The organism is Streptomyces composti, assembly GCF_012034205.1.
In the GTDB taxonomy this organism is placed as follows: Bacteria; Actinomycetota; Actinomycetes; order Streptomycetales; family Streptomycetaceae; genus Streptomyces; species Streptomyces composti.
The window spans coordinates 22569-46357 of sequence record NZ_JAATEM010000038.1; the positions used below are offsets into that span (position 1 = coordinate 22569).

Annotated in this window: 21 protein-coding genes; 1 reads left to right on the forward strand and 20 read right to left on the reverse strand. The window is 71.5% G+C overall.

The window, feature by feature from the left end; all coding sequences use genetic code 11:
• Positions 1–285: 285 nt before the first annotated feature.
• Both HCJ93_RS25905 and HCJ93_RS25910 read right to left on the reverse strand, forming a co-directional pair.
• On the reverse strand, positions 286–573 hold the full coding sequence (locus HCJ93_RS25905) for a DUF3039 domain-containing protein (RefSeq protein ID WP_167998242.1): 288 nt from the start codon (positions 571–573) through the stop codon (positions 286–288).
• A 29-nt stretch (positions 574–602) separates the two neighbouring features.
• Positions 603–1175 carry a YqgE/AlgH family protein gene (locus HCJ93_RS25910; protein WP_167998243.1) on the reverse strand — a complete coding sequence of 191 codons (573 nt, stop codon included), beginning with the start codon at positions 1173–1175 and terminating at the stop codon, positions 603–605.
• A 253-nt stretch (positions 1176–1428) separates the two neighbouring features.
• Here HCJ93_RS25910 and murA point away from each other — a divergent pair, with 253 nt between their 5' ends.
• Positions 1429–2775, forward strand: coding sequence for a UDP-N-acetylglucosamine 1-carboxyvinyltransferase (gene murA / locus HCJ93_RS25915; protein ID WP_167998244.1), 1347 nt, complete (start codon positions 1429–1431; stop codon positions 2773–2775).
• Positions 2776–2933: 158 nt separating this feature from the next.
• Here the strand turns inward: murA and HCJ93_RS25920 are convergent, their stop codons facing one another.
• From HCJ93_RS25920 to HCJ93_RS26010, 18 genes are all read right to left on the reverse strand, one after another.
• The gene (locus HCJ93_RS25920) at positions 2934–3215 is read right to left on the reverse strand and encodes an HU family DNA-binding protein (RefSeq protein WP_167998245.1); all 282 of its coding nucleotides are present in this window, start codon (positions 3213–3215) and stop codon (positions 2934–2936) included.
• A gap of 529 nt (positions 3216–3744) precedes the next feature.
• Positions 3745–5163 (reverse strand): NAD-dependent malic enzyme, encoded by a 1419-nt coding sequence (locus tag HCJ93_RS25925; protein WP_167998246.1) that lies wholly within the window; start codon positions 5161–5163, stop codon positions 3745–3747.
• A gap of 487 nt (positions 5164–5650) precedes the next feature.
• A complete protein-coding gene (locus tag HCJ93_RS25930; protein ID WP_167998247.1) occupies positions 5651–7942 on the reverse strand; it encodes a HelD family protein in 2292 nt (763 codons plus the stop codon).
• Between the two features lie 152 nt (positions 7943–8094).
• A complete protein-coding gene (locus HCJ93_RS25935; protein WP_373563615.1) occupies positions 8095–8931 on the reverse strand; it encodes an anti-sigma factor family protein in 837 nt (278 codons plus the stop codon).
• A complete protein-coding gene (locus tag HCJ93_RS25940) occupies positions 8931–9515 on the reverse strand; it encodes a sigma-70 family RNA polymerase sigma factor (RefSeq protein WP_030167252.1) in 585 nt (194 codons plus the stop codon). The genes HCJ93_RS25935 and HCJ93_RS25940 overlap by 1 nt, the downstream gene beginning before the upstream one ends.
• Positions 9516–9784: 269 nt before the next feature.
• A complete protein-coding gene (locus tag HCJ93_RS25945; protein ID WP_167998249.1) occupies positions 9785–10384 on the reverse strand; it encodes a CGNR zinc finger domain-containing protein in 600 nt (199 codons plus the stop codon).
• Positions 10385–10587: 203 nt separating this feature from the next.
• On the reverse strand, positions 10588–11739 hold the full coding sequence (locus tag HCJ93_RS25950; RefSeq protein ID WP_167998250.1) for a uroporphyrinogen-III synthase: 1152 nt from the start codon (positions 11737–11739) through the stop codon (positions 10588–10590).
• A gap of 120 nt (positions 11740–11859) precedes the next feature.
• Positions 11860–13215 (reverse strand): nitrate/nitrite transporter, encoded by a 1356-nt coding sequence (locus tag HCJ93_RS25955; RefSeq protein WP_167998251.1) that lies wholly within the window; start codon positions 13213–13215, stop codon positions 11860–11862.
• Between the two features lie 203 nt (positions 13216–13418).
• A complete protein-coding gene (locus HCJ93_RS25960; RefSeq protein ID WP_167998252.1) occupies positions 13419–14300 on the reverse strand; it encodes a hypothetical protein in 882 nt (293 codons plus the stop codon).
• A gap of 93 nt (positions 14301–14393) precedes the next feature.
• Positions 14394–15080: a contact-dependent growth inhibition system immunity protein gene (locus HCJ93_RS25965; protein ID WP_167998253.1), complete on the reverse strand. Its 687-nt coding sequence runs from the start codon at positions 15078–15080 to the stop codon at positions 14394–14396.
• Positions 15081–15091: 11 nt separating this feature from the next.
• Complete coding sequence (locus tag HCJ93_RS25970; protein WP_167998254.1) at positions 15092–15397, reverse strand: RNase A-like domain-containing protein; 306 nt, start codon at positions 15395–15397, stop codon at positions 15092–15094.
• A 27-nt stretch (positions 15398–15424) separates the two neighbouring features.
• A complete protein-coding gene (locus HCJ93_RS25975) occupies positions 15425–16096 on the reverse strand; it encodes a hypothetical protein (protein WP_167998255.1) in 672 nt (223 codons plus the stop codon).
• 52 nt (positions 16097–16148) lie between these two features.
• On the reverse strand, positions 16149–17876 hold the full coding sequence (locus HCJ93_RS29715) for an RNase A-like domain-containing protein (RefSeq protein ID WP_240967876.1): 1728 nt from the start codon (positions 17874–17876) through the stop codon (positions 16149–16151).
• The gene (locus HCJ93_RS25990; protein WP_206317968.1) at positions 17876–18208 is read right to left on the reverse strand and encodes a WXG100 family type VII secretion target; all 333 of its coding nucleotides are present in this window, start codon (positions 18206–18208) and stop codon (positions 17876–17878) included. The genes HCJ93_RS29715 and HCJ93_RS25990 overlap by 1 nt, the downstream gene beginning before the upstream one ends.
• Positions 18209–18254: 46 nt before the next feature.
• Positions 18255–18680 (reverse strand): WXG100 family type VII secretion target, encoded by a 426-nt coding sequence (locus HCJ93_RS25995; protein WP_373563616.1) that lies wholly within the window; start codon positions 18678–18680, stop codon positions 18255–18257.
• A 92-nt stretch (positions 18681–18772) separates the two neighbouring features.
• The gene (locus HCJ93_RS26000) at positions 18773–19993 is read right to left on the reverse strand and encodes an acyltransferase family protein (protein ID WP_167998256.1); all 1221 of its coding nucleotides are present in this window, start codon (positions 19991–19993) and stop codon (positions 18773–18775) included.
• A 66-nt stretch (positions 19994–20059) separates the two neighbouring features.
• On the reverse strand, positions 20060–22246 hold the full coding sequence (locus HCJ93_RS26005; protein ID WP_167998257.1) for a bifunctional polysaccharide deacetylase/glycosyltransferase family 2 protein: 2187 nt from the start codon (positions 22244–22246) through the stop codon (positions 20060–20062).
• Positions 22246–23583 carry a hypothetical protein gene (locus HCJ93_RS26010; protein WP_167998258.1) on the reverse strand — a complete coding sequence of 446 codons (1338 nt, stop codon included), beginning with the start codon at positions 23581–23583 and terminating at the stop codon, positions 22246–22248. The genes HCJ93_RS26005 and HCJ93_RS26010 overlap by 1 nt, the downstream gene beginning before the upstream one ends.
• Positions 23584–23789: the final 206 nt, after the last annotated feature.

Genomic DNA, 23789 nt, shown 5'->3' on the forward strand with positions numbered 1-23789 from the left:
GCTCCTCCGATGCGTTGCAACATGCGCAATGATGGTTTCGCTGTGCACAACACCTCGGAGGCTAGGGACGCGTGAACCACGCCACAAGAGGTGGACCAGAGGTCTCAACCACTCTGTGACCGGCCGACGCATCCTGTGCAACGCGCGGCCGTCGCGAGAGACCTCAGGAGAGGGGGCGGCGCGAGAGGCCCGGGCGGGCGGACAGCGCCGGACAGCACGAAGGCCCCCGAGGGCGCGCGTCAGCGCACCCTCGGGGGCCTCGAGAAGGTCTGTCCGGCCCGGCGGCTATTTGTCGCCCTTGCCGCCCTTGCCGTTGTCGTCCCCGGAACCCATGGAGTCGTAGATCTCCTTGCACATGGGGCAGACGGGGTACTTCTTCGGATCGCGGCCGGGCACCCAGACCTTGCCGCACAGCGCCACGACGGGCGTGCCGTCGAGGGCGCTCGCCATGATCTTGTCCTTCTGGACGTAGTGGGCGAAGCGCTCGTGGTCACCGTCGCCGTGCGAGGTCTGCGGCGTCGGCTCGACGAGGGTCCCCGTACCAGTCCCGCGCTCGGGCTCAAGAGTGCTCATAGAGCCCAGGGTACTGAAGCGCACCCGCTTCAGTTGAGCGTCGGGTCGTCCGGATAGGTCGCGACCATGGCGAGTTCGCTGCGCTGGCGGCGCAGCACCTCGCGCCACAGCCGCTCCGGGGACGGGGAGGACACGTCGCCGGGCTCCGACTCGACGACGTACCAGGCGCCGTCGGCGAGCTCCTCCTCCAGCTGGCCGGGGCCCCATCCGGCGTACCCGGCGAAGATGCGCAGGGAGCCGAGCGCGGAGGCGAACAGCTCCGGCGGGGCCTCCAGATCGACCAGGCCGATCGCGCCGTGCACCCGGCGCCAGCCGAGCGGTGCCGCCTCGGCGTCCGCGTCGCCCGGCACCACGGCCACGCCGAGGGCCGAGTCGAGGGAGACGGGTCCGCCCTGGAAGACGACACCCGGTTCGCCGGTCAGGTCGGCCCAGCCCTCCAGGATGTCCCCCACGTCGACGGGGGTCGGGCGGTTGAGGACGACACCGAGCGAGCCCTCCTCGTCGTGGTCGAGGAGAAGCACCACCGCGCGGTCGAAGTTCGGGTCCGCCAGGGCGGGGGTGGCCACGAGCAGCCGCCCTGTGAGCGAGGACACCTCGGTCATGCCAGACATGATCCCGCATCTTCGCCGCGTGTGGGGAGGCAATGCGGGTACGGGAGTGAACGCAGCTCAGGGGGGACGGAAGCACCCCCGGCGCACGGGGCCGGCCGGTGACCGCTCGCACACGCCGGTGAACGGTTCGTGTTGTGACAGATCCATGACGTGGCTGGTCCGTGCTCGGGCTTACAGAAGGGGGGTGGAGGGCGATTAGTCTTTCCCTCCTGGCCCCCGACCTACTCCACGGAACGCGAGATTCATGACCGTCAACGGCGCTGATGACGTACTGCTTGTCCACGGCGGAACCCCGCTGGAGGGCGAGCTCCGTGTCCGCGGTGCGAAGAACCTCGTACCGAAGGCCATGGTGGCCGCGCTGCTCGGCAGCGCTCCGAGCCGGCTGCGCAATGTTCCGGACATTCGCGACGTCCGCGTCGTACGGGGTCTGCTGCAGCTGCACGGAGTGACGGTCCGCCCCGGGCACGAGCCGGGCGAGCTGGTGATGGACCCGACGTCGGTGGAGAGCGCGAACGTCGCCGACATCGATGCCCACGCCGGCTCCTCGCGCATCCCGATCCTCTTCTGCGGCCCGCTGCTGCACCGGCTGGGGCACGCCTTCATCCCCGGTCTGGGCGGCTGCGACATCGGCGGCCGGCCGATCGACTTCCACTTCGACGTGCTGCGCCAGTTCGGCGCCACCATCGAGAAGCGCGCCGACGGCCAGTACTTGGAGGCCCCGCAGCGGCTGCGCGGCACCAAGATCCGGCTGCCCTACCCGTCGGTCGGCGCGACCGAGCAGGTGCTGCTGACGGCCGTCCTCGCCGAGGGCGTCACCGAGCTGTCCAACGCCGCCGTGGAGCCGGAGATCGAGGACCTGATCTGCGTGCTGCAGAAGATGGGCGCGATCATCGCGATGGACACCGACCGCACCATCCGGGTCACCGGTGTGGAGAAACTCGGCGGCTACACCCACCGCGCCATCCCGGACCGCCTGGAGGCCGCCTCCTGGGCGTCCGCGGCGCTGGCCACCGAGGGCAACATCTACGTCCGCGGCGCCCAGCAGCGCTCGATGATGACGTTCCTGAACACCTACCGGAAGGTCGGCGGTGCCTTCGAGATCGACGACGAGGGCATCCGCTTCTGGCACCCGGGCGGCCAGCTGAAGTCCATCGCGCTGGAGACCGATGTGCACCCCGGCTTCCAGACCGACTGGCAGCAGCCGCTGGTGGTCGCCCTGACCCAGGCCACGGGCCTGTCCATCATCCACGAGACGGTCTACGAGTCCCGGCTGGGCTTCACCAGCGCGCTCAACCAGATGGGCGCCCACATCCAGCTCTACCGCGAGTGCCTGGGCGGCTCCGACTGCCGCTTCGGCCAGCGCAACTTCCTGCACTCGGCGGTGGTCTCGGGCCCGACCCCGCTGCAGGCCGCCGACCTCGTCATCCCGGACCTGCGGGGCGGCTTCTCGTACCTCATCGCCGCGCTCGCCGCCCAGGGCACCAGCCGGGTGCACGGCATCGGGCTGATCAACCGGGGCTACGAGAACTTCATGGAGAAGCTGGTCGAGCTCGGCGCGAAGGCGGAGCTGCCGGGCAAGGCGCTCGGCTGACGCCCGCGTATCCGCACGCCGATGGGGCGGTCACCCGGACCCGGGTGACCGCCCCATCGGCTTTGCTGAAGCACCCTGACGGGGCGCCGGATGCGCGCCGCCGGTCACGAGGACCGGCGGCCGCCCCGGGCGCCCGGCCGGAGTCTGCTCGGGTGCCCTTACTTGCCCTTGGCCGCGTCCTTCAGCTTGGAGCCCGCCGAAACCTTCACGCTGTACCCGGCCGGGATCTGGATCGGCTCACCCGTCTGCGGGTTGCGAGCCGTACGAGCGGCGCGGTGGGTCCGCTCGAAGGTCAGAAAGCCGGGGATGGTGACCTTCTCGTCGCCCTTGGAGACGACATCGCCGACGATGTCGGCGAACGCGGCCAGCACGGCGTCGGCGTCCTTGCGGGTCACCTCGGCGCGGTCGGCCAGCGCGGCCACCAGCTCACTGCGGTTCATGTTGTTACTCCCGTGTTCTTCTTGCCGTTGAGGCGTGCCACGCGGCGGGGCCGCATGTCGGGCACGGCCAAGCCGATGCTGCCAGGGTTCTCGGTGAGGCCCCGGACCCGGGTCCGACGTCGAACCCTCGCGCCCAGGGAGGCATCCTGCCTCCACCTGCGGCGGGAAAGCCAATCCGGCACCCGCAGGAGTCGTGAGAACACTCGTGAGTGTCACACGCAGGCCCAGGTCCCTGCCGCCGGGATCAGCCCGCTGACGCGGGGTCACCACCGTCGGCGAGGTGCCGCAGACCTCCTGCGACCTGATCCGAACGGCAGGCCCTGGTCGCCACACTAGAGGTCGGCCAGGACCCTGAGGTTCCGCGACGCGCCGTTTCCGCACGCCGTGGCGCTCCTCACAGCCGGTCGGCGCCGCTTTCCCGCGCTGCCCCGTCCTTCCCGCGCGTTCCGGCGGTCCGGCACCGTGTTCCCGTGATCCGGCGAGGTACACCCGCGGCCGGGCGCGGGCGCCGGTGGTCCAGGGGTGCGCGTCAGTGGGCGGCGACACCGGCCGCCTTGGCGGCGTCCCGCACCGCTCCGGCGACCGCGCCCGCGACCTTGTCGTTGAAGACGCTGGGGATGATGTAGTTCGGGTTCAGCTCGTCCTCGGTGACCACGTCCGCCAGCGCCTTGGCGGCGGCCAGCATCATCTCCGTGTTGACGGTGCGGGACTGCGCGTCGAGCAGGCCGCGGAACACACCCGGGAAGACCAGCACGTTGTTGATCTGGTTCGGGAAGTCCGAGCGTCCGGTGGCCACAACGGCCGCCGTCTGACGGGCGATTGCCGGGTCCACCTCGGGGTCCGGGTTCGCGAGCGCGAACACGATGGCGCCGTCGGCCATGGCGGCGACGTCGGTGGCGTCCAGGACGTTCGGGGCGGAGACGCCGATGAAGACGTCCGCGCCGCGCACGGCCTCCTTCAGGGTGCCGCTGAGGTTCTCGGGGTTGGTGTTGTCGGCGATCCAGCGCAGCGCGGAGCCGGGGGCCGCGTCGACGAGGTCCTCGCGGCCGGCGTGCACCACACCGTGGATGTCGGCCACCACGGCGTTCTTGACGCCGGCGGCGAGCAGCAGCTTGAGGATGGCGGTACCGGCCGCACCGGCACCGGACATCACCACGCGGATGCTCTCGATGGATTTCTGCGTGACCCGCAGGGCGTTGGTGAGGGCGGCGAGCACGACGATGGCGGTGCCGTGCTGGTCGTCGTGGAAGACGGGGATGTCCAGGGCCTCGCGCAGCCGCGCCTCGATCTCGAAGCAGCGGGGGGCGGAGATGTCCTCGAGGTTGATGCCCGCGAAGCCGGGGGCGATGGCCTTGACGATCTCGACGATCGCGTCGGTGTCCTGGGTGTCCAGGCAGATCGGCCAGGCGTCGATGCCGGCGAAGCGTTTGAACAGGGCGGCCTTGCCCTCCATCACGGGCAGCGCGGCCTTGGGGCCGATGTTGCCCAGGCCGAGCACCGCGGAGCCGTCCGTCACCACCGCGACCGAGTTGCGCTTGATGGTGAGCCGGCGGGCGTCCTCGGGGTTCTCGGCGATCGCCATGCAGACCCGGGCCACGCCGGGCGTGTAGACCATGGAGAGGTCGTCACGGTTGCGGATGGGGTGCTTGGACGCCATCTCGATCTTGCCGCCGAGGTGCATCAGGAAGGTACGGTCGGAGACCTTGCCGAGCGTGACGCCCTCGATCCGGCGGAGCTGCTCGACGATCTGCTCGGCGTGCGCGGTCGAGGTGGCGGCGATGGTGACGTCGATGCGGAGCTTCTCGTGTCCGGACGCGGTGACGTCGAGGCCGGTGACCGAGCCTCCGGAGGACTCCACGGCCGTGGTGAGCTGCGAGACGGCCGTTCCGCTCGCGGGCACCTCCAGCCGAATGGTCATCGAGTAGGAGACGCTGGGCGCCGTTGCCATGGCCGACTTCCTCTGCTTTCACCGTGTCGCTCTGTTGTGCCGTCCGATCGTCGCACCTACCGCTGAGTACGCGGTAACCACCTCGGATTACGGACGTTTTGTTCACGGGCGTACGAAAGCGCACTTCCCGCTGACGGAAACTGACTTCCACAATACGAGAGGCGCTGAGGCAACGAAAGAGGCCCACGTCACTTCCTCGACGTGGGCCTCTCCGGCGTTCACGACACCGACCCGCCATGCTCGCCTCGCGGCAAGTGGTCGCTCGAAGCGACGAAGGTTGGGCCCGGGGGCTTGGATCGGGCCGGTGTCACGCCCAGGCTAACAAACGGATCGCGCAGGGCGATTCCCGCGCGGGGCGGCGTTCCCCCGGTTGCTCCCGTGCGCCCCCCGGTACGGCCCCGGCACCGATCCCCGGTTCCGTCCCGGGGCACGGCCGCGGTCACGTCCCGGCGCAGCCCTCGGCCCGGTCCGGCAGCGGATTCACCGATCAGTCCCGCAGCAGGTCGGGCACGCCCTGGGCGTCCGGCTCGTCGCGCACGTCCGACACCACCGTCAGCTGCTGCGTGGCGCGGGTCAGGGCGACGTAGAGCACACGCAGGCCGGCCGGGGACTCGTCGGCGATCTCGGCCGGGGAGACGACCACCGTGGCGTCGTACTCCAGCCCCTTGGCCTCCAGGCTGCCGAGCGCCACCACCCGGTCGCCCAGCCCTTCGAGCCAGCGCCGGGCCTCGGCGCGGCGCTGCATGGCGACGACCACGCCGACCGTGCCGTCCACCCGCTCGAGCAGCCGGGCGGCCTCCGCTCGCACGGTGGCGCCCAGATCGCCGTCCGCCACGGTGAACCGCGGCTGCACGCCGGTGGAGCGCACCGCGCGCGGCGCCCGCGAGCCGGGCATGGCGAGGGCGAGCACCTTCGACGCCAGATCCGCGATCTCGGCCGGGTTGCGGTAGTTCACGGTGAGCTCGAAACGGCGGCGCGGGCGGCTGCCGAGCGCCTCGTCGCGGGCGTGCGCGGCCTCGTCCGGGTCGGACCAGGAGGACTGGGCCGGGTCCCCGACGATCGTCCAGGTGGCGTGCCGGCCGCGGCGGCCGACCATCCGCCACTGCATGGGCGTGAGGTCCTGCGCCTCGTCGACGATGACGTGGGCGTACTCGACGCGCTCCTGGGCCAGCCGTTCGGCCCGCTCGCGCTGGGTCTCCTCGCGCACCGGCATCAGCTCCTCCAGGCCGGTGAGCTGGTCCAGCGGGTCGATCTCGCGCTTCTTGCGGGGCCGGGGCGGGGTGCCGAGGATGGCCTGCAGCTCGTCCAGCAGGGCGATGTCGTGCACCGAGAAGCCGTCCCTGCGCAGCGAGCGGGCCACCGCGCGGGCCTCGCCCTGGTCGAGGACGCGCCGCGCCCAGCGGACCAGGCGCCGCTCGTCGGCCATGGCGTCCAGCACGGCCGCCGGTGTCAGCTCGGGCCACCAGGCGTCGAGGAAGGCGATGAACGCGTCCTCCGAGGTGATGTCCTCGTCGAAGGAGGAGCGCAGCTCGGCGGCGAGCTCGGGGTCGGTGTGCCGGTTCGCGGCGCCGGAGCGCTCCCACAAGGCGTCCAGGAGCAGTCTGCGGGCGCGCGGGCGCAGCAGATTCACCGGTGCGGTGCCGCCGAGCGCGGTGCGCCGGATCCGCTCCAGCTCCGCGGTCTGGAGCTCCAGGCGGCGGCCGAAGGCGACGACCCGCAGCCGCTCCGGTGAATCGTTCAGCTCCAGTGCTCCGCGGGCGGCCTTCCGCAGCACCTTCAGCATGCGGTACGAGCCCTTGACGCGGGCCACGGACGGGGAGTCGTACAGGGTGGCCTCGGCTCCGTCGACGAGGGAGCCGAGGGCCCTGATCGCCACCTGGCCCTCCTCGCCCAGGGAGGGCAGCACGCCCTCGGTGTAGGCGACCAGGAGGGGGGTGGGCGAGACGATCAGGATGCCGCCCGCGTACCGGCGCCGGTCCTGGTAGAGCAGGTAGGCGGCGCGGTGCAGGGCGACTGCGGTCTTGCCGGTGCCGGGGCCGCCCTCGACGTGGGTGACCGAGGCGGCGGGGGCGCGGATCACCCGGTCCTGCTCGGCCTGGATGGAGGCCACGATGTCCCGCATGGTGTGGGTGCGGGCCTGGCCGAGCGCGGCCATCAGGGCGCCGTCGCCGATGACGGGCAGCTCACGGCCGTCCAGGGACGCCTTCAGCTCGGGGCGCATCAGGTCGTCCTCGACCCCGAGGACGCGGCGGCCCTTGGAGCGGATGACCCGGCGGCGCACCACCCGGCCGGGATCGACCGGGGTGGAGCGGTAGAAGGGCGCGGCGGCCGGGGCGCGCCAGTCGATGACCAGCGGGGCGTAGTCCTCGTCGAGGACGCCGATGCGGCCGATGTGCAGGGTCTCGGCGATGTCGGCGGTGTTGTCGGGGCGGACGGCGCCCTCGGCGGGCTCCACGGCGGTGTAGGCGCCGTCCGGGCCCTTCTTGCCGTCCTTGCCGCGCAGCAGGTCGATCCGGCCGAAGAGGAAGTCCTCGTACTCGCTGTTCAGCCGGTTCAGGTGGAGACCCGCGCGGAAGACCTGGGCGTCACGCTCGGCGAGCGCGCCGGGTGTGCCGACCTGGCCGCGCTGGGCGGCGTCGCGCATGAGGAACTCGGCCTCGTGGATCTTCTCCTCGAGGCGTCGGTACACCCGGTCCAGGTGTTCCTGTTCGACGCGGATCTCACGGTCGCGTACGGAGTCGTGAACGACCGCGGTTTCCTGCTGAGCCTGAGCGGCCACCGGGCCCCCTTCTGACGTGCTGGGCAGCCGTCAACCGTACGCGAAGGGGGCCGTGCGAGGCTACGGCGGCGGCCGGGCCTTTCGTCCGGACCGGCCCGCGGACGCGGGCGGGCCGCCCTTCGACGTCCCGCGGGCCGGTGGGGCAGAAGGCTCTACGCGTCGATCTCCACGATCTTCTCCCCGCCGAACGTCATGATCTCGAAGTGATCGATCTGGTTCGGCTCGAAGGAGGCGCCGCCCTGCACGTACAGCGGCTGCTTGGCCTTGTCGGTCTTGGCGTCGGCCAGGCCGTAGCCCCAGTCCGGGACGGACCAGGAGGTGACCGTCTCCCGCTCGCCGTTCTTGCCGACGGCGATCAGCGAGCACTTCTCCGGACCCTTGACGTTCTTGATCTCCACGACCGTGGCGGTGCCCCAGTCCTTCTTCTGCAGGGCGACGGTCGCGGCGACCTTGGTCGAGGGGTCGGTGGCCGTGATCTTGTCGGGGATCAGGTCGAAGGCTTCCTTGGCCGGGTTCGCCGAGAGCGTGGTGCTGGTGCCCCCGCCGCCCGAGCCGGAGTCGCCGCCGTTGCTGGTGGCGACGGCCACGAACGGGCCGCTGACGATCAGGGCGCCCGCGGCGGCGACCATGTAGAAGTTGCGGCGGCGCTTCTTGGCGCGGCGCTCGGCGACCTCGTCGATCAGCTTCTCCACCACGCGCGGGGACGGCTTGGCGGAGAGCGACTCGCCGACGGAGGGGGTGCCCGAACCGGGCATGTCCGCGAGCGCGGCCAGCATCGGTTCCATGCCGGCGAGTTCGTCGAGCTGCTGGGCGCACCATTCGCAGCCCGCGAGGTGCATCTCGAAAGCGCTTGCTTCGGCGTCGTCGAGGATACCGAGGGCGTAGGCGCCGACGGTCTCGTGCTCGTTCGGCACCGGTGTCCCCTTCATGGGACCAGACATACCCGCACCACCCGCGCCGAATCCCTGGTTTCCCCCGTACACACTCATCACGCCGTCACCCCCCGCTCCTCCAGTGCCAGCTTCATCGAACGCAGGGCGTAGAACACCCTGGAGCGGACGGTGCCGCTGGGTATGCCGAGCGTCTCTGCCGCCTCATTGACGGTACGCCCCTTGAAGTACGTCTCGACGAGCACCTCCCGGTGAGCCGGGGTCAGGTCGTCGAGCGCGTCCGACAGCGTCATCAGCCACAGCGCCTTGTCGATCTCGTCCTCCGCGGGGATGACCTCCAGCGGCGACGGATCGACCTCCTGCGGCCGGGCCTGCCGGCTGCGGTGGCCGTCGATGACGATGCGCCGGGCGACCGTCACCAGCCAGGGGCGTACCGAACCGGTCGCCCGATTGAGCTGACCGGCGTTCTTCCAGGCACGGATGAGCGTTTCCTGCACGACGTCCTCGGCGCGTTGCCGGTCTCCGGCGACCAGCCGCAGCACATAGGCGAGCAGGGGGCCGGCGTGCTCGCGGTACAGAGCACGCATCAGCTCCTCGTCAGGTTCCGAGGGCTGTGAGGACATGCGATGTCGGGCCCTCGATCCACGTTCATTGGCCACGGCCGCATCCTTGCGCACGCCCACCTCCGGTGTCCGGGGGATCCCCCAGTCGGTCGCTCGACAAGCGGTACGTGCGGGGGGCGTTGGATGTTCAACGCGAGGTGACAGTTTTCTCAGCGGTGACGTGACGAGCCAGACATGCGACCACATTCCCCCCGATCCCTCTTTACATTTCCGCCACAATCGAGGGTCCGGCGCCTTTACCCGTACCCCAAGGCAACCAAACTTCGTGTTAGCGAAATCACGCGCGGGATTTTCCGGAAGCCCTGCCGCAGAAGGAACATCACGGTCATTCAGGTCCGGGTGAGCGCCGCGCGGCGTCGGTGCCGGGCCACCCGTTCCCGGTTCCCGCAGACCTCGCTGGAGCACCAGCGCCTCCTGCGCCCCCGTGAGGTGTCGACGTACACGATGGGGCAGTTGTCGCCCTCGCACTGCCGCAGGCTCGCCCGTGCCACCGGGTCGGTGAGCAGGTCCACCGCGTCCCGCGCGACCGCCGCCAGCAGCGCGGCCAGCCCCGGCGGCCCGTCCAGGCACCGCACCAGCGCGCCGTCGTCCCCGGGCACCGCGCACGGGGCGGGCGGCGCCGCACGGGCCAGGTCGTTGACGCGGGAGAGCGCGCGGTCCCAGGAGGCGCTGCCCGGCGCCGGCCGGCTGCGGACCAACGGGCCGAGCCAGCCGCGCAGTTCACGGAAGGCGGCCGGCCAGGAGGGATCGGCGTGCGCCAGCGAGGTGCCGGGCGGCACCAGACCGGACCCGGTGATCCAGGCACGCAGCACCTCGAGCGAGCCGAGCCGCTCCACCGGATGCGTGGTGGCGAGGAGGTCCAGACAGATCCGCCCGGTGTCGAACCGCAGCTCGTACGCCTGCGCCGCCGTGGAGGTTCCCAGCGCCATGTTCCCGTCACCGCCTAGGTGCACCCCGGTCGTGTGAGGGCCGGTGGGATGCGAGGAGGAGCCCAGAGCAACCGTTCTCCCTACAGTGCCCGCCCGCCGCCGCGCCCGGAACCCCTCCGGCCGCTTCGCCTGCACGCCGGGTGCGCCCGGGCTGACGTGGACCACACGCCCGCCCGGCACGGCGAGGCGCCGGCGTACGTGGCCTAGGCGTCCGCGTACTTGGCGTCCGCGTGCGGGTCGAGGGCCAGGCGGTAGCCGCGCTTGACCACCGTCTGGATGAGCCTGGGGGTGCCCAGGGCGTTGCGCAGCCGGGCCATCGCGGTCTCCACGGCGTGCTCGTCGCGGCCCGCGCCGGGCAGGGTGCGCAGCAGGTCCGCGCGGGAGACGACCCAGCCGGGGCGCCGGGCCAGGGCACGCAGCAGCGACATCCCGGCCGGCGGCACGGGCCGCAGGTCGCCGTCCACCAGGGCGGCGTGGCCGCGGATCTCCAGCCGGTGCCCGGCGACCGGCAACGAGCGGACGCGGGCGGGGAGTTCCTGGCAGAGCAGCTGCACCAGGGGGCCGAGCCGGAAGCGGTCCGGCTGCACGGTGTCCAGGCCGCGCGCCTGCAGCGGCAGCGCGGTGACCGGGCCGACGCAGGCGGGCAGCACGTCGTGGCGGAGCGCGGTGAGCACCTCGTCCAGCAGGCCGCGGTGCTCCGCGCGGGACAGCAGGGACGCGGCGGCGGGTGCGCTGGTGAACGTCACCGCGTCCAGGGTGCGGGCCACGGTCGCGTCCAGCAGGCGGTCCACCGGCCCGAGGTCCTCCGGCGGCAGCCAGCGGTAGACCGGCACGCCCACCACCTCCGCTCCCCCGGCCCGCAGCGCCTCCACGAAACCGGGCAGCGGCTCGCCGTGCAGCTGGACCGCGACCCGCAGCCCGTCGACGCCCTCCTCGAGCAGCCGGTCGAGCACCTCGGCCATCGACTCGGAGGCCGGCGACCACTCCTCGGTCAGCCCGGCCGCCCGGATCGCACCCTTCACCTTCGGGCCGCGGGCGAGGATCCGCACCCCGCGCAGCCGCGCCAGCAGATCCTCCCCGAGCCCCCAGCCGTCGGCGGCGGCCACCCAGCCGCGGAAGCCGATCGCCGTGGTGGCCACGGCGATGTCCGGTGCCTGCTGGATGATCTCCTTGGTGGCCGCGAGCAGTTCGCTGTCGTCGGCCAGCGGCACGATGCGCAGGGCGGGGGCGTGCAGCACCGCGGCCCCGCGGCGCTGCAGCAGCGCGCCGAGCTCGTCGGCGCGGCGCGCGGCGGTCACGCCCACGGTGAAACCCGCGAGGGGCCCGTGGTCCGTTCGCTGTGGTTCGTCGTACATGGCTCTCGTCCCGCACTCGAGTCGGCGTGCTGCGTGAGGCGCGGCTCCGCCTCCATGCCGAACCGAGCCTGTCAATGATCCGTGACAGGCTCGGTTCGGCTCGATGTCACCCGTGTTACGTCACACTTCGGCGTAGCTGAGCTGCGGCTTCTCCTCGGTGGCCGGGCTGGTGGTGATCGCCGGGGCCGGCCGGCGGCGAAGGTATACGGACCAGGTGACCACGAAGCAGACCGCGTAGCACGCGAGGAAGGCGACAAAGGCACCGGTGCCGGATCCGTAGGAGAGGAAGGACTGGCGGAAGGCCAGGTTGATGCCGACTCCGCCGAGCGCGCCCACCGCTCCGATCAGGCCCATGGACGCTCCCGAGAGCCGCCGCCCGTAGGCCGCGGCGTCCTCGCCGCGCAGCCCTTTGGCCAGCGCCTTGGTCTGGAAGATGCCGGGGATCATCTTGTACGTCGAGCCGTTGCCGAGCCCGGTCAGCACGAACAGCACCACGAAGGCGACGGTGAACAGCGCCAGCGACTTCTGCATGGACGCCGCGATCAGTACCGCGGTGGCCGCGCCCATGGCGACGAAGGTGTACAGGGTGATCCGGGCGCCGCCGTAACGGTCGGCGAGCCGGCCGCCGACCGGGCGGATCAGCGAGCCGAGCAGCGGGCCGATGAAGGTGACGTAGGCGGCCTGCAGCGGGGTGCGGCCGAACTGGGTGGTCAGCACCTGCCCGAAGGCGAAGCTGTAGCCGATGAACGAGCCGAAGGTGCCGATGTAGAGGAAGGACATGATCCAGGTGTGCGCGTCCTTCGCGGCCTCCTTGGCGGCCCCGGTGTCGTTCTTCACCGAGGCGATGTTGTCCATGTACCGCGCGGCGAGCACGGCGGCGACCACGATGAGCGGGATGTAGACGCCGAGCAGCACCCGCGGCCCGCCGCCGGCGCCGATGACGGCCAGCGCGGCGACCTGGATGACCGGGACGCCGATGTTGCCGCCGCCGGCGTTCAGGCCGAGCGCCCAGCCCTTCTGCCGCAGCGGGAAGAAGGCGTTGATGTTGGTCATGGAGGAGGCGAAGTTGCCGCCGCCGATGCCCGCCAGCAGGCCGACCAGCAGGAAGGTGGAGAAGGAGGTGCCCGGCTCCATCACGGCGAACGCGGCGACGGTCGGCACCAGCAGCGCGGCGGCGGAGACGACGGTCCAGTTCCGGCCGCCGAAGACCGCCACGGCGAAGGTGTAGGGGATGCGGACCACCGCGCCGACCAGCGTGACCATCGATGTCAGCAGGAACTTGTCGGCCGGGCTCAGTCCGTACTCGGGGCCCATGAAGAGCACCAGCACGGACCACATGGTCCACACCGAGAAGCCGATGTGCTCGGACAGCACGGAGAAGCAGAGGTTGCGGCGGGCCACCTTCTCGCCGGTGGTCTTCCAGAAGGTCTCGTCCTCCGGATCCCAGTGCTGGATCCAGCGGCCTGGTGCTGTCATGACGCCTCCACGTTCTCCGGGGTGCGGACGATGCCGCTCGGGGCTGGTCCCGCGTCCCGAAGGTAGGGAGGTGGCGTTTCCGGTCTGTGGCACCCGGTGACCGCGAGGGAACGTTGCTCTCACCCCGGAAAAGGGCGTGATGAGAGGTTTCCGCCATGGGCCGCCGGCGACCCGTGAGGCCCGGGTGCCGCGCCGCCGGTGCGTCAGCCCTGCGGGGGCTGCCAGTGGGGGTTCTGCTGGGGCGGCTGGGGCTGGGCGTACTGGGGCTGCCGGCCGTACGGAGCCTGCTGCGGGTACTGGGGGTACGCGGGCGCGGCGGGCGGTGCGGGCATCCGCGGCTGCTGGGGCTGGGCGTAGGGAGCCTGCTGACCGTACGCGGTCTGGGCCTGCCCGTACTGCGGCTGCTGCTGGGACTGGGACTCCTGCTGCGGGAAGTGAGGCTGCTGCCCGCCGTACTGCGGCTGCTGCTGGGCGAACGGATTGCCGTGACCGGGGAGTTGCCCGCCCGGCGGCAGATAGCGCAGCCGCCCGGTCTCGTCGGTGACCTGGACGAATCCGGCGGCCTGGAGCCGGGCTGCGAACGTGGCGTTGCGCCGCCGGGTGACGACGAACCCGACGGCGAGGATGCCCATCAGGAGGGCCCAGAACAGACCACCCCAGAGCAGCCCGTCACCCCCGCTCCTGAGCGCGACGACCACCGCGCCCACGGTGGTGCCGATCGCCCCGTAGAGCATCCGCTTCTCGGCGCTCCTGCCGGTGAGGTCGAAGTTGATGCGGGCCTTGAGCAGCTCCACCGCGTCCGGCACCAGGGGCGGCAGCGACACCCCGTCGCCGGCGTTCGGGTACTGCGCCCAGTTCTGCGCGGCCCGCGCCCGCGCCTGCGGCGACGGGTCCGGCACGATCAGCATCACCAGCGAGGAGTTGTTGTACCCGCCGGTGCGCACATCGGCGTACTCGTACCCGAACTGCTGGGCGATGAAGGCGAGCCTGGCCAGCGTCTTCACGGACGCCATGGGGCTGGTGACCTCCACCGGCTCCCCGCTCGCCATCAAACGCAGCATGCCCTGCGTCCGCCGCTTGCTCATTCCCGCCCGCCCCCGTTCCAGCTCGGATCACTCTGACCGCTTCCGCGGCGCCGTGCAGTGTTCCACACGCTCTGCGCCGGGGACACCTCGGCCCTACCGGGCGTCCGGGTTGCCGTAGTCGGGCAGCGGCTGCGCCAGGTGGCCGGCCAGCTGGGCCAGCCAGGCGGCGTGGGTGTACGACTCCGGCGGATCGACCTCCATGCCCAGCTCGGCGAGGGCCTGCGCGTAGTCGGCCTCGTCGAGGCCGAGGGCCAGCAGCTCGTGCAGTTCGCCGACGAGCCGGGCGACCAGCCGCCGGTCGGTGGTGGCGCGGTAGTCGGCGACCGCCGCCTCGTGGTCCGCGAACTCGTCCGGCATGTCCTGCGAGAACCAGCCGCCGAGGAACTGGCCCAGCTCGGGGAAGCGGGCGTGCCACTCCCAGTGGGTGGCCGGGGTGGCGGGCGGCGGCACCTCGCCGTTGTCGATGCTGTGCCTGATGTGGTCGGCCAGACGGAACAGCCACTGCCGCACCTGCCCCTCGGGCAGGCCCACGTCGGGGATGGCGTAGAACTCCCCCAGCCGCAGGCGCAGCCGTCCCGGCGGGTTCTCGGCGTACTCCCGCAGCTGCCGTTCCGCCACGGCCAGCGCCCAGGGCCGGGTGTGCCACGTGTGCCTCAGGTACGCCGTGAAGGCCTGGCCGGGGGCGTCCGCGGTGTCGTCCGCCGCCTGCCCGGTGTAGGCACGCATCACTTGGTCCAGTTCGCCGTAGCGGCGGTCGTGTTCGAGGGGGCTCAGGGGCACTGCGATCGGCCTTACAGATAGACGGGGAAGGTGGCGTGGACGACGAAGCCGTGCGGGGCGGAGGGCTCCCGCCGGAGCACGACCCGCGCGGCACGCACGTCGACCGGGTCCCGGCCGGCCAGCATCATCCCCCTCAGCAGCACCCGGCCCACCGGTTCGGCCCGCGAGGGCCAGGACGCCTCGATGGTCAGGCGTGGCCGGGTGCCCTGCGCGAGCCAGCGGTGGATGAGCTGCTCGTTGGCGGTGACGACCTGCTGGGTGGCCCACTGGGCGGTCTCACGGTCGGGGTAGGTGGCGGACCGGTTCACGGATGGCATGACGGAAGGACCTCGGGGGTGGCGGGCTCAGGGCTGGGGGACGTGTTCTCGCCGCATGTGCTCGTTCACGGCGTCGAGGAATTCACGGACGTTCCCCGGGGTCGCCCAGAAAACGACGGAGGCGAGATTCTCCTTCATTTCCTGCTCTCCCGGGAAGAGCACGAGTGCGGTCTGCGCCTCGGCGGCCATGGGGGACAGGAATTCGGCACAGTAGGGGTGCTCGCCGGCCGTACAGGCCTCGACGGCGTCCCGAATGCTTTCGTGTTCCCCCTCGTAGAGCCAGTTGTATCCGAAACCGTAGAGCTGCGGAAACCGGACCTCGATCTCCCAGCGCGAAAGGGGGAGCACGTCGTAGTCCTCGGACCGGTTCTGCTCCAGCGCGCGCAGCCTGCCCGCCAGCGCGTGCAGGAACTCCGTGGCGTCCGCATCGCCCGCGGCTCGCTGCAGAAGCGCCCGGAATTCGCGCGGGATCTCCTCGCCGCCCTCGGCGCACAGACGCGCCACATGGTCGAGCATCGCGTTCACCGTGGCGATCGGGCAGATCCAGTCCGTCGCCATGGTGGTGTGCGTGAGCCGGATGAAACGCCGCAGCTCGGTATCGAGATCCAGCGTCCCTTCGGACTCGCGTACCGTGGCGGCGAGATCCAGAACTCTTTTGACCGGGCCGTCGATGAAAAGCCGCGCGGTATGCAGGATCAAGCCGTCACCGTCCTCACCGTCACCTCGAAGCACCTGGACACCGTCGAACCCCCTAAGGGCTGACAGGGTACGCGGTCACGACGACGAAGGGCGGATCGAGCCCCCGCTTGTACTTCAGCGCGACCTGCACGGTGTGCACGTCCTGCGCGGTGGCATTCATACCGTGTGCGTCGTACTGGTCGCGGGTCACGGTACGCCCCACCACTTCGTTCACCGTGAGCTGCAGCGGGGGCTGGATGCTGGAGGCATCGGGGTTGTAGTTGGGCCTCGCGGCCATTCGTCTTTCCACGCCCTGGATCCACTCGTCGACCCGGATCGCGTTGGCGTCGTTGTCGAGCACCTGCTGGGTCAGCCGCTGCGCCGTGGCGAGGTCCTTGAAGGCGGAGGCGGACGGTGCGTTCGGCTGGTCCCTCAGGCGCTGCGTCAGCTGTTCGTCGGTGAGTCCGACGTGCTTGTCCACGACATGGCTTCCGTGGATGCCCTCCTGGCCGGCCAGGTCCAGCGGGAAGTAGTGGTCCCTGGGGTCATCCCCCGGAACGGTGTACGTGTGCTCCGTCCTGAACTCGTTGAGCGCCCGCGCACCGAAGGCCTGGGCCCGCGCCTCCTCCGCGTGGAAGCTCGGCGCGCTGCGGTGGGCCTCGTCCAGCGGCCCCATCAGCGCGTCGAGTTCGGGCACCAGCGCGTTGACGCGCCGGTTGTACTCGGTGACGATCGCGTTGAGCCTGGCGGTGTCCATGTTGAGGACGATGCCCGTGCCGAGCTGCTGGGCCCCCTTGACGACCCCCTTGGCCACGCCCTTGATGAGGCCCTTGACGTCGTCCAGGCCGACGCCGTCCTTGAGGTTCACCTCGACCTTGGGGATCGCGTCCTTGACGGCCTCCACATAGACGTCCCACACCTCGCCGTTGAGGTAGACGGCGGCCTCGGCGTAGTCGTACAGCAGATCGCCGATCTTCTGCGCGGTGTCGAACAGCACCGTCATCACCGGGTGGCTGGCCGTCGCCGACGACCCGGAGTCGTGCCGCCACTCGTAGCCCTCGTGCTGCGTCCCCCACGCCGTGGTCCCCCACAGCGAGCTGCAGAACTTGCGCATGGCGTCGTGCCATTCGCTGTTGCTCTGCTGGGTGATGCTGCTGACGTTGCCGGTCAGCGCGCCCTCGGCCGTGGAGAGCGTGACGGTCGTCGTCATCCACGCCTTGGACAGCGAACTCAGGTAGTGCTGCTGGGGAAAGGGGTAGACGTCCGCCACCTTCCCCATCCGGAAGGCGTGCTTCACGACAGGCCGCAGCGCTTCCTTGACGGGTCCGGGCACCCACTCCAGCAGACTCCTGATGAAGTCGTCGCCCCCGTCGTCGTCACCCCATGTGAGGTTGGGCACGGGACCGTACGACGGCGCCTTGTCGATGACCTGCGGGGGCGGCTGGGTGAGCGCGCGGGTGCTGCCGGAGGGGTCGTTGGCGGCCTCCGCCTCGGCGTAGTTGTTGGCCGTGGTGGCGAAGCCGACCGCCGCGCCGCCTATGCTCACCACGCTGCGCGCCCACACCTCGAGGAAGCGGTTGCCCACCTTGACGTAGGAGGCGGCGAACGCCTCGGGGGCGGTTCCGCAGCCGCCGGCGTCCGGGTACTTCCTGAGGTCCTCGAGGAGGCTCTTGGCGCCCTTGTCCATGGGCGTCTGCTGAGCGGCGACCCCGGAGGAGACACGGTGCAGATCGGACGGCTTGACGTCGATCGTCCCGCTCTGCCCGCCCGGCCCGGCCGCCGGGGCTCCCGGTCCGGCCATCAGCGCGCTCCCCAGCCCCGCAGCACGGCCTGGTGCGCGGCCGTGTAGTTGACGTGGCTGCTGGTGGCACATGCGTGCAGCCACTTCTGCGCGGCCTCCAGGTCCTGCGCCGAACGGTCCCACTCGTCCAGCTTGTCGACGAAGACCTCCCGGGCCTCCCCCTCCCAGGAGAGCACGACCGGGACGACGCGGTCGTAGAGGTCGTCGAGCCGGTCGTTGAGCTTCTTGAGGATGTCCTCGAGATCGCCGGCGAGTTCGCTCAGCGTGCCCAGCGACACGGTGATGTGATCGTCGTCGGTGCCCCCGTTGGCCACGGTGGTTCCCCCGTTCATGTCGTACCAGGACGTGCGTCGGCGGCAGCTGAGGCCGGTGGCGGCCTCAGTAGGAGCTCAGGCTGCTGCGAGGAGTCTGCGGAGCCGCCGCGGTCCCGGTGTTCGGCGTGGACAGCCGGTCGACCTCGCTGTCGATGTCCACCTGGATCTGCCGCATCTGCCGCACCACGTCCAGCTCCTGCTCCGTGAAGCCGTCGCGGCTCATCCGCACGGCCTGCTCCAGGTGGCGCAGGATGTCCCGGATGCGTACGGCGTCCTCGGCGGCGGCCCGGTGGAAACCGCGGTAGGCCTTCCCCGCAGGTCCGCGCCAGCCGGCCTCGATGCGGTCGACGATGGCGTCCATGCGCCTGAACTGCTTGTCCAGGTGCGCCTGCATGTCGTGCAGTTCCTCGGCGAGCTGGGTGAGGTCCTGGTCGGACGCCCGCAGGTCCGCCCCGGTGTCTCCCCCGGAGGTTCGCTCACGTATGCCCACGCCGTCGTCGCCTCCGCCCCCGTCGCTTCGGCCTCGCCATCAGTGAGGTGATCATAGGGCGTCGGGCGGGGTGGCCCCGGACCGGGGCCCGCTCAGCGGGAGGCGGACGGCCACAGGCGGGGCCTTCGCCTGGCCGCCAGGTCCTCCACCCAGCCGAAGGCGAGCACGCAGGCGGACAGCAGGATCCACACCAGGAGCAGGACCGGCCAGGAGCTCTCCAGGAGCCAGGGGACGTTCTGCTCCAGCACCGGGACGTTCCAGAGGCGGTCGTAGAGGGTGGCGGCGGTCAGGATGCAGATGTTGTGCCACAGGTAGATGGTGACCGCGCGGGAGTTGAGGAGACCGATCAGCCAGTCGAAGCGGCGCAGTCGGTGCGGCCACTCGGACCAGGCCGGGCTGAGGTGCAGGAGCAGCAGGACGGTGCCGAAGGACCACAGGGCCTGGGCGAACGGGATGGAGTCCAGGTCGTGGCCGGTGCGGAAGTCCTGGTGGAAGGCGTACCAGAGGCCCGCGCAGGCGATGACCGGCGCGATGGAGGGCACCACGTACCGCGGGACGCGCCTCAGCACGCCCTGCTGGTGGGCCATGCCGAGGATCCAGCAGGCGCCGAAGGTGCTGAAGTCGGTGACCGCCGAGTCGACCCGCTCGAAGGGGATGGTGAGCCAGCCGAACTGCAGGGCGGCGGAGAGCACCAGCGGCGCGGCGAGCGCGGCCAGGGGCTGGATGCGCAGGGCCCTCAGCAGCAGCGGGGAGAGCAGGACGAACCAGAGGTAGGCGCGGATGTACCAGAGGGGACCGGCGAGCTCGGCGGCCCAGTCCTCGCCGATCCAGCCCTGGATCCCGGCGACGCCCTCGGCGTAGGGCGGGTCGCTCAGCGGCAGGATCCAGTAGGTGAGGTGCACCCACCACCAGGCGGGGTGCTCCTCATCCGGGCTCCAGCCCTGGGCGAGCATGCCGGTGACGCCGATCGCGCCGAGCAGCCACAGCGGCGGCAGCAGGCGGCGCATCCGGCCGCGTACGACCTGGACGGCGGGCCGCTTCAGCGAGCGGGCCATGAGGTTGCCGGCCAGGGCGAACATCACGCCCATGGACGGGAAGACGACGGGCAGCCAGGCCCAGCCCATCAGGTGGTAGAGCACCACCCGGAAGAGGGCCACGGCGCGCAGCAGGTCGAAGTAGCGGTCGCGGGCGGGCGGGCGGGGGCCCGCCTCGGCGGCGGTCGGACCGGCCGGGGACGGACCGGGCGTGGCCGGGCCGGCGGGGGCCGCCCCGGCGGAGTTCCGGTGGCCTGCCGGGCGAGCGGGTGCGTTCACATGCGGGTCTTTCTGGTGGTGCGGGGGCCGGGTGGTGTCCGGCCCCCGCGGGGGGGTGAGAGGTGCTCAGGCCACCGGGCGGCCGTCCACCAGGGGCTGCTGGGCGGCGCCGGGCGGGGCCTGGACGCCGCCCTTGCGGCGCAGCTTCTGCCAGCGCAGCCGGCCGCCGGTGAGCGCGGTGATCCAGGACTGCAACAGCACCACGTACATCAGCTGCCGGTAGAGGATCTGCTGCAGCGGCAGTGAGAGGAGGGGGGTGAGCTTCTCCTTGTCGAGGACGAACGCGTAGGCCGCGCAGGCCGCCTGGATGGCGAGGACGCCGAACCAGGCGAGGATCGTCTTGCCGGTGGGGCCGAAGACCAGGCCGTAGATGAGGAAGACGTCGATCAGCGGGGCCAGCAGCGGGGCGACGACCATGAACAGGGACACGAACGGCAGGCCGACGCGGCCGAAGCGGCCGGAGGGACCCCGTTCGACCAGGGCGCGGCGGTGCTTCCAGATGGCCTGCATGGTGCCGTAGGACCAGCGGTAGCGCTGGGACCACAGCTGCTGAACCGTCTCGGGGGCCTCGGTCCAGGCGCGGGCGTTCTCGGCGTAGACCACCTTCCAGCCGTCGCGGTGGATGGCCATGGTGATGTCGGTGTCCTCGGCGAGCGTGTCGTCGCTCATGCCGCCGACCCGCTCCAGCGCCGAGCGGCGGAAGGCGCCCACGGCGCCGGGGATGGTCGGCATGCACTGCAGCACGTCGTACATCCGCCGGTCGAGGTTGAAGCCCATCACGTACTCGATGTGCTGCCAGGAACCGATCAGCTTGTCCTTGTTGCCGACCTTGGCGTTGCCGGCGACGGCACCGACGCGCGGGTCGGCGAAGGGCTGCACCAGTTCCCGGACGGTGGTGGGCTCGAAGACGGTGTCACCGTCCATCATCACGATGATGTCGTAGCGGGCGTTGGCGACACCGCGGTTGAGGGCGGCGGGCTTGCCGGCGTTGAGCTGGCGCACCACGCGCACATTGGGCAGGCCCAGGGACTCCACGATGCGGGCGGTGCCGTCGGTGGAGCCGTCGTCGACGACGATGATCTCGATGGGGTGGTCGCTCGCCACCAGGGAACGGACCGTGTTCTCGATGCACTTGGCCTCGTTGTACGCCGGGACCAGCACCGACACCGGCTCGGTGACCGGCGGGCCCCAGGCGAAGCCGCGGCGGCGCACCTTGCGGGCGTGGATCGCGGACAGCACCAGCATCATCACGAACCGGGCGATGACCAGGAAGCCGACGATCGCGAGGCCGACCACCAGCACGCCGGTGATCTTGTCGGAGGCCTGCACCAGGAGGACCCAGGCCTTGCCCTTCCACAGCTCGAGGCCGGTGACCGGGCTGTGCGCGCTGGGCGCATCGAGGGCCTCGGTGAGGTTGTCGAACTCGTAGCCCTGCTTCTTCAGGTCGGGCAGCATACGGTCCAGGGCCTGGACCGTCTGGTGGCGGTCGCCGCCGGAGTCGTGCATCAGCACCACGGCGCCCTTGCCGTCCTTGGGCGTGGAGCGCCGGATGATCTCGGAGACGCCGGGCTTGCGCCAGTCCTCGCTGTCGGCGGTGTTGACGACGGTGATGTAGCCGCGGTCACCGATGTACTCGGTGACCGGCCAGGACTTGTTGTCCATGGCGGCGGCCTGGGAGGAGTACGGCGGCCGGAACAGCGAGGTGCGCACGCCCGCGGCACCGGTGAGGGCGAGCTGCGTCTGGGACAGCTCCCAGTCGATGCGCTCCTTGGACTGCAGCGACAGGTCGGGGTGGTTGAAGGTGTGCAGGCCGACCTCATGGCCCTCCTCGACCATGCGCTCGACCAGATCGGGGTAGCGGGAGGTCATGGTCCCGGTGACGAAGAAGACGGCGTGCGCGTCGTGCTTCTTCAGCACGTCCAGGACCTTGGGGGTCCACTCCGGGTCGGGGCCGTCGTCGAAGGTGAGCACCACATGCCCGTCGGGGACGGTGAGGGACTGCGGCTCGTCGCCACGGGTGTCGATGACCGGGCCGCCGTCCTTTATCTCGTCCGGGACCTTGTCGGCGGCCGCCTCGGGGCTGATGCGGTGGTCGGCGAGGATCTCGCTGTGCACATAGCCGCGCAGCAGCAGCATCGCCATCAGGGCGATCAGGAACAGCAGCGGCACCAGCAGGCGCAGGGGCACGCGGCGACGCCGGGAGCCGCCTCGGGCGCGGGCTTGCGGCCCGGGGCGGGAAGTGCGGATGGCCATCAGAGGATGTGCTCCGGGGACTGTGCGGCGGGGGTGGCGGGAGCGGCGGAGTCCGGCTCGGCGGCGGTGCCGCCGTCGGCGACGACGGGGTCGGGGGCGGGCGCTCCGACGACGTTGTCGGTGCCCGTGCCGTCGCCTCCGCCGGTGGCCGGCGGGGTGACCTCGTCGGCCGGTTCGTCCGCCGGCGGCGTGGGGTCGGCCGACGGCTCCTGCGAGGTCTCGGCGGGCGGCGTCGACGCGGCGCCGCCTCCGGTGGGGGCCTTCTGGGTGGGCTTCTTGCTCGGCGTGGTGCCGGCGTCGCCGGTCGCCGCGCCGGTCTGGCCCTCGCTCACGGTCGTGCCGGGCGCGAGGACGCTGGTGCCGGGCGAGGGCAGGCCCGATGCGCCGGCCGAGGGGACCGAGCCGGGGTCGAGGCTGCTGCCGGAACCGGGCGTGGCGTCGTCCTCGCCGGGCCCGGGGGTGGTCTCCACCTTGCTGGCGGGCTTCTCCTTCTCCGGCCCCTCCACAGGCAGCCAGGGGGCGTCGGAGTTGCCGGACAGCAGGGTGGCGCCGATGACGACCGCGTACCCGGCGCAGGCCAGCCCGAGGGCCATGCCGATGCGGCGGAAGCGCCGGCTGCGGCGCCCGGACTCGTCGACGAAGACGGGCCCGTCGGAACCTTCCTGCCCGGGACCGGTGGTCCGCCGCAGCTCGCCGTCGACGAACTGCACGGCGTCCAGCTGCACGGTCACTTCGTGCGGGTCGTGCTGCGCGCCCTCGGCGGCGCCGTCGTCGGCGCCCTCCTCCCAGGGGTCGCGCACGGGCAGGTCGAGGGGGGCGGTGGGGGCGGCGGGCGCGCCGGGGGCACGCATGGCCTCTCCGTTCCCCGGCGAGGTGCGCGGCTTGATCAGCAGGGCCGTGGTCTTGTCCTGGTCGTCGGGGGCGGAACCTGCGCGGGGCAGCATCGCGGTCGCGTCGTCGGCACCGGCCGGCTCGCCGTCGTGCCGCCCGCCCCCGGCGGGCCTGTCCGGCACGGCGTCCGCCGGGGCACCGGCGGTCACGGGGGCCTTGCGGGACGCGGAGGCCTGCAGCGCGGCGCGCTCCTTGAGCGCACGTGCGGTCACGGCGTCCCAGGGGCTCCTGGGGCCGGAGGAACGGTCCGCCGCCGCACCGGCACCCTGCGCGGCCCTCGCCGCGGACTCCTTGAGAGTCCCGGGTTCCTTGCCGGTGGTGCCCCGGTCGCCCGGCCGCTTCCCGGTCAGGCCGGGCGGGGTGCGCAGCACCTGCGTCGCATCGGCCGGCCGGGCCGTGCCGGGACGGGCGTCCTCGGGCTCGTCGCCCTCGGCAGCCCGCTGCACGGTGGCCGGTTTCCGGTCCCGGTTCCTCTTGCCGTCCGAGGGTTCCTCGGTCGCTTCCGGGGCCTCAGGGCCTTCCGGTTGGGCGTCTTCTCGCCACTTCTCCACGCGTACGCACTTCCCCCCACGGGCAGGTACGGGTGCGCATTCGACTGGAGCACGCGTCGTCGGACCGGCCCCCACCAGGTCCGAGCGCCCCGTTTATCACA

Excerpts from the sequence above, each read along its gene's own strand:
- HCJ93_RS25990 (WP_206317968.1), bottom strand. The coding sequence starts at position 18,208 with ATGAACGGGGGAACCACCGTGGCCAACGGGGGCACCGACGACGATCAC.
- HCJ93_RS25925 (WP_167998246.1), bottom strand. The coding sequence starts at position 5,163 with ATGGCAACGGCGCCCAGCGTCTCCTACTCGATGACCATTCGGCTGGAG.
- HCJ93_RS25920 (WP_167998245.1), bottom strand. The coding sequence starts at position 3,215 with ATGAACCGCAGTGAGCTGGTGGCCGCGCTGGCCGACCGCGCCGAGGTG.
- HCJ93_RS25945 (WP_167998249.1), bottom strand. The coding sequence starts at position 10,384 with ATGGCGCTGGGAACCTCCACGGCGGCGCAGGCGTACGAGCTGCGGTTC.
- murA (WP_167998244.1), top strand. The coding sequence starts at position 1,429 with ATGACCGTCAACGGCGCTGATGACGTACTGCTTGTCCACGGCGGAACC.
- HCJ93_RS25955 (WP_167998251.1), bottom strand. The coding sequence starts at position 13,215 with ATGACAGCACCAGGCCGCTGGATCCAGCACTGGGATCCGGAGGACGAG.
- HCJ93_RS25935 (WP_373563615.1), bottom strand. The coding sequence starts at position 8,931 with ATGAGTGTGTACGGGGGAAACCAGGGATTCGGCGCGGGTGGTGCGGGT.
- HCJ93_RS25950 (WP_167998250.1), bottom strand. The coding sequence starts at position 11,739 with ATGTACGACGAACCACAGCGAACGGACCACGGGCCCCTCGCGGGTTTC.
- HCJ93_RS25970 (WP_167998254.1), bottom strand. The coding sequence starts at position 15,397 with ATGCCATCCGTGAACCGGTCCGCCACCTACCCCGACCGTGAGACCGCC.
- HCJ93_RS29715 (WP_240967876.1), bottom strand. The coding sequence starts at position 17,876 with ATGGCCGGACCGGGAGCCCCGGCGGCCGGGCCGGGCGGGCAGAGCGGG.
- HCJ93_RS25905 (WP_167998242.1), bottom strand. The coding sequence starts at position 573 with ATGAGCACTCTTGAGCCCGAGCGCGGGACTGGTACGGGGACCCTCGTC.
- HCJ93_RS25910 (WP_167998243.1), bottom strand. The coding sequence starts at position 1,175 with ATGACCGAGGTGTCCTCGCTCACAGGGCGGCTGCTCGTGGCCACCCCC.
- HCJ93_RS25960 (WP_167998252.1), bottom strand. The coding sequence starts at position 14,300 with ATGAGCAAGCGGCGGACGCAGGGCATGCTGCGTTTGATGGCGAGCGGG.
- HCJ93_RS26005 (WP_167998257.1), bottom strand. The coding sequence starts at position 22,246 with ATGGCCATCCGCACTTCCCGCCCCGGGCCGCAAGCCCGCGCCCGAGGC.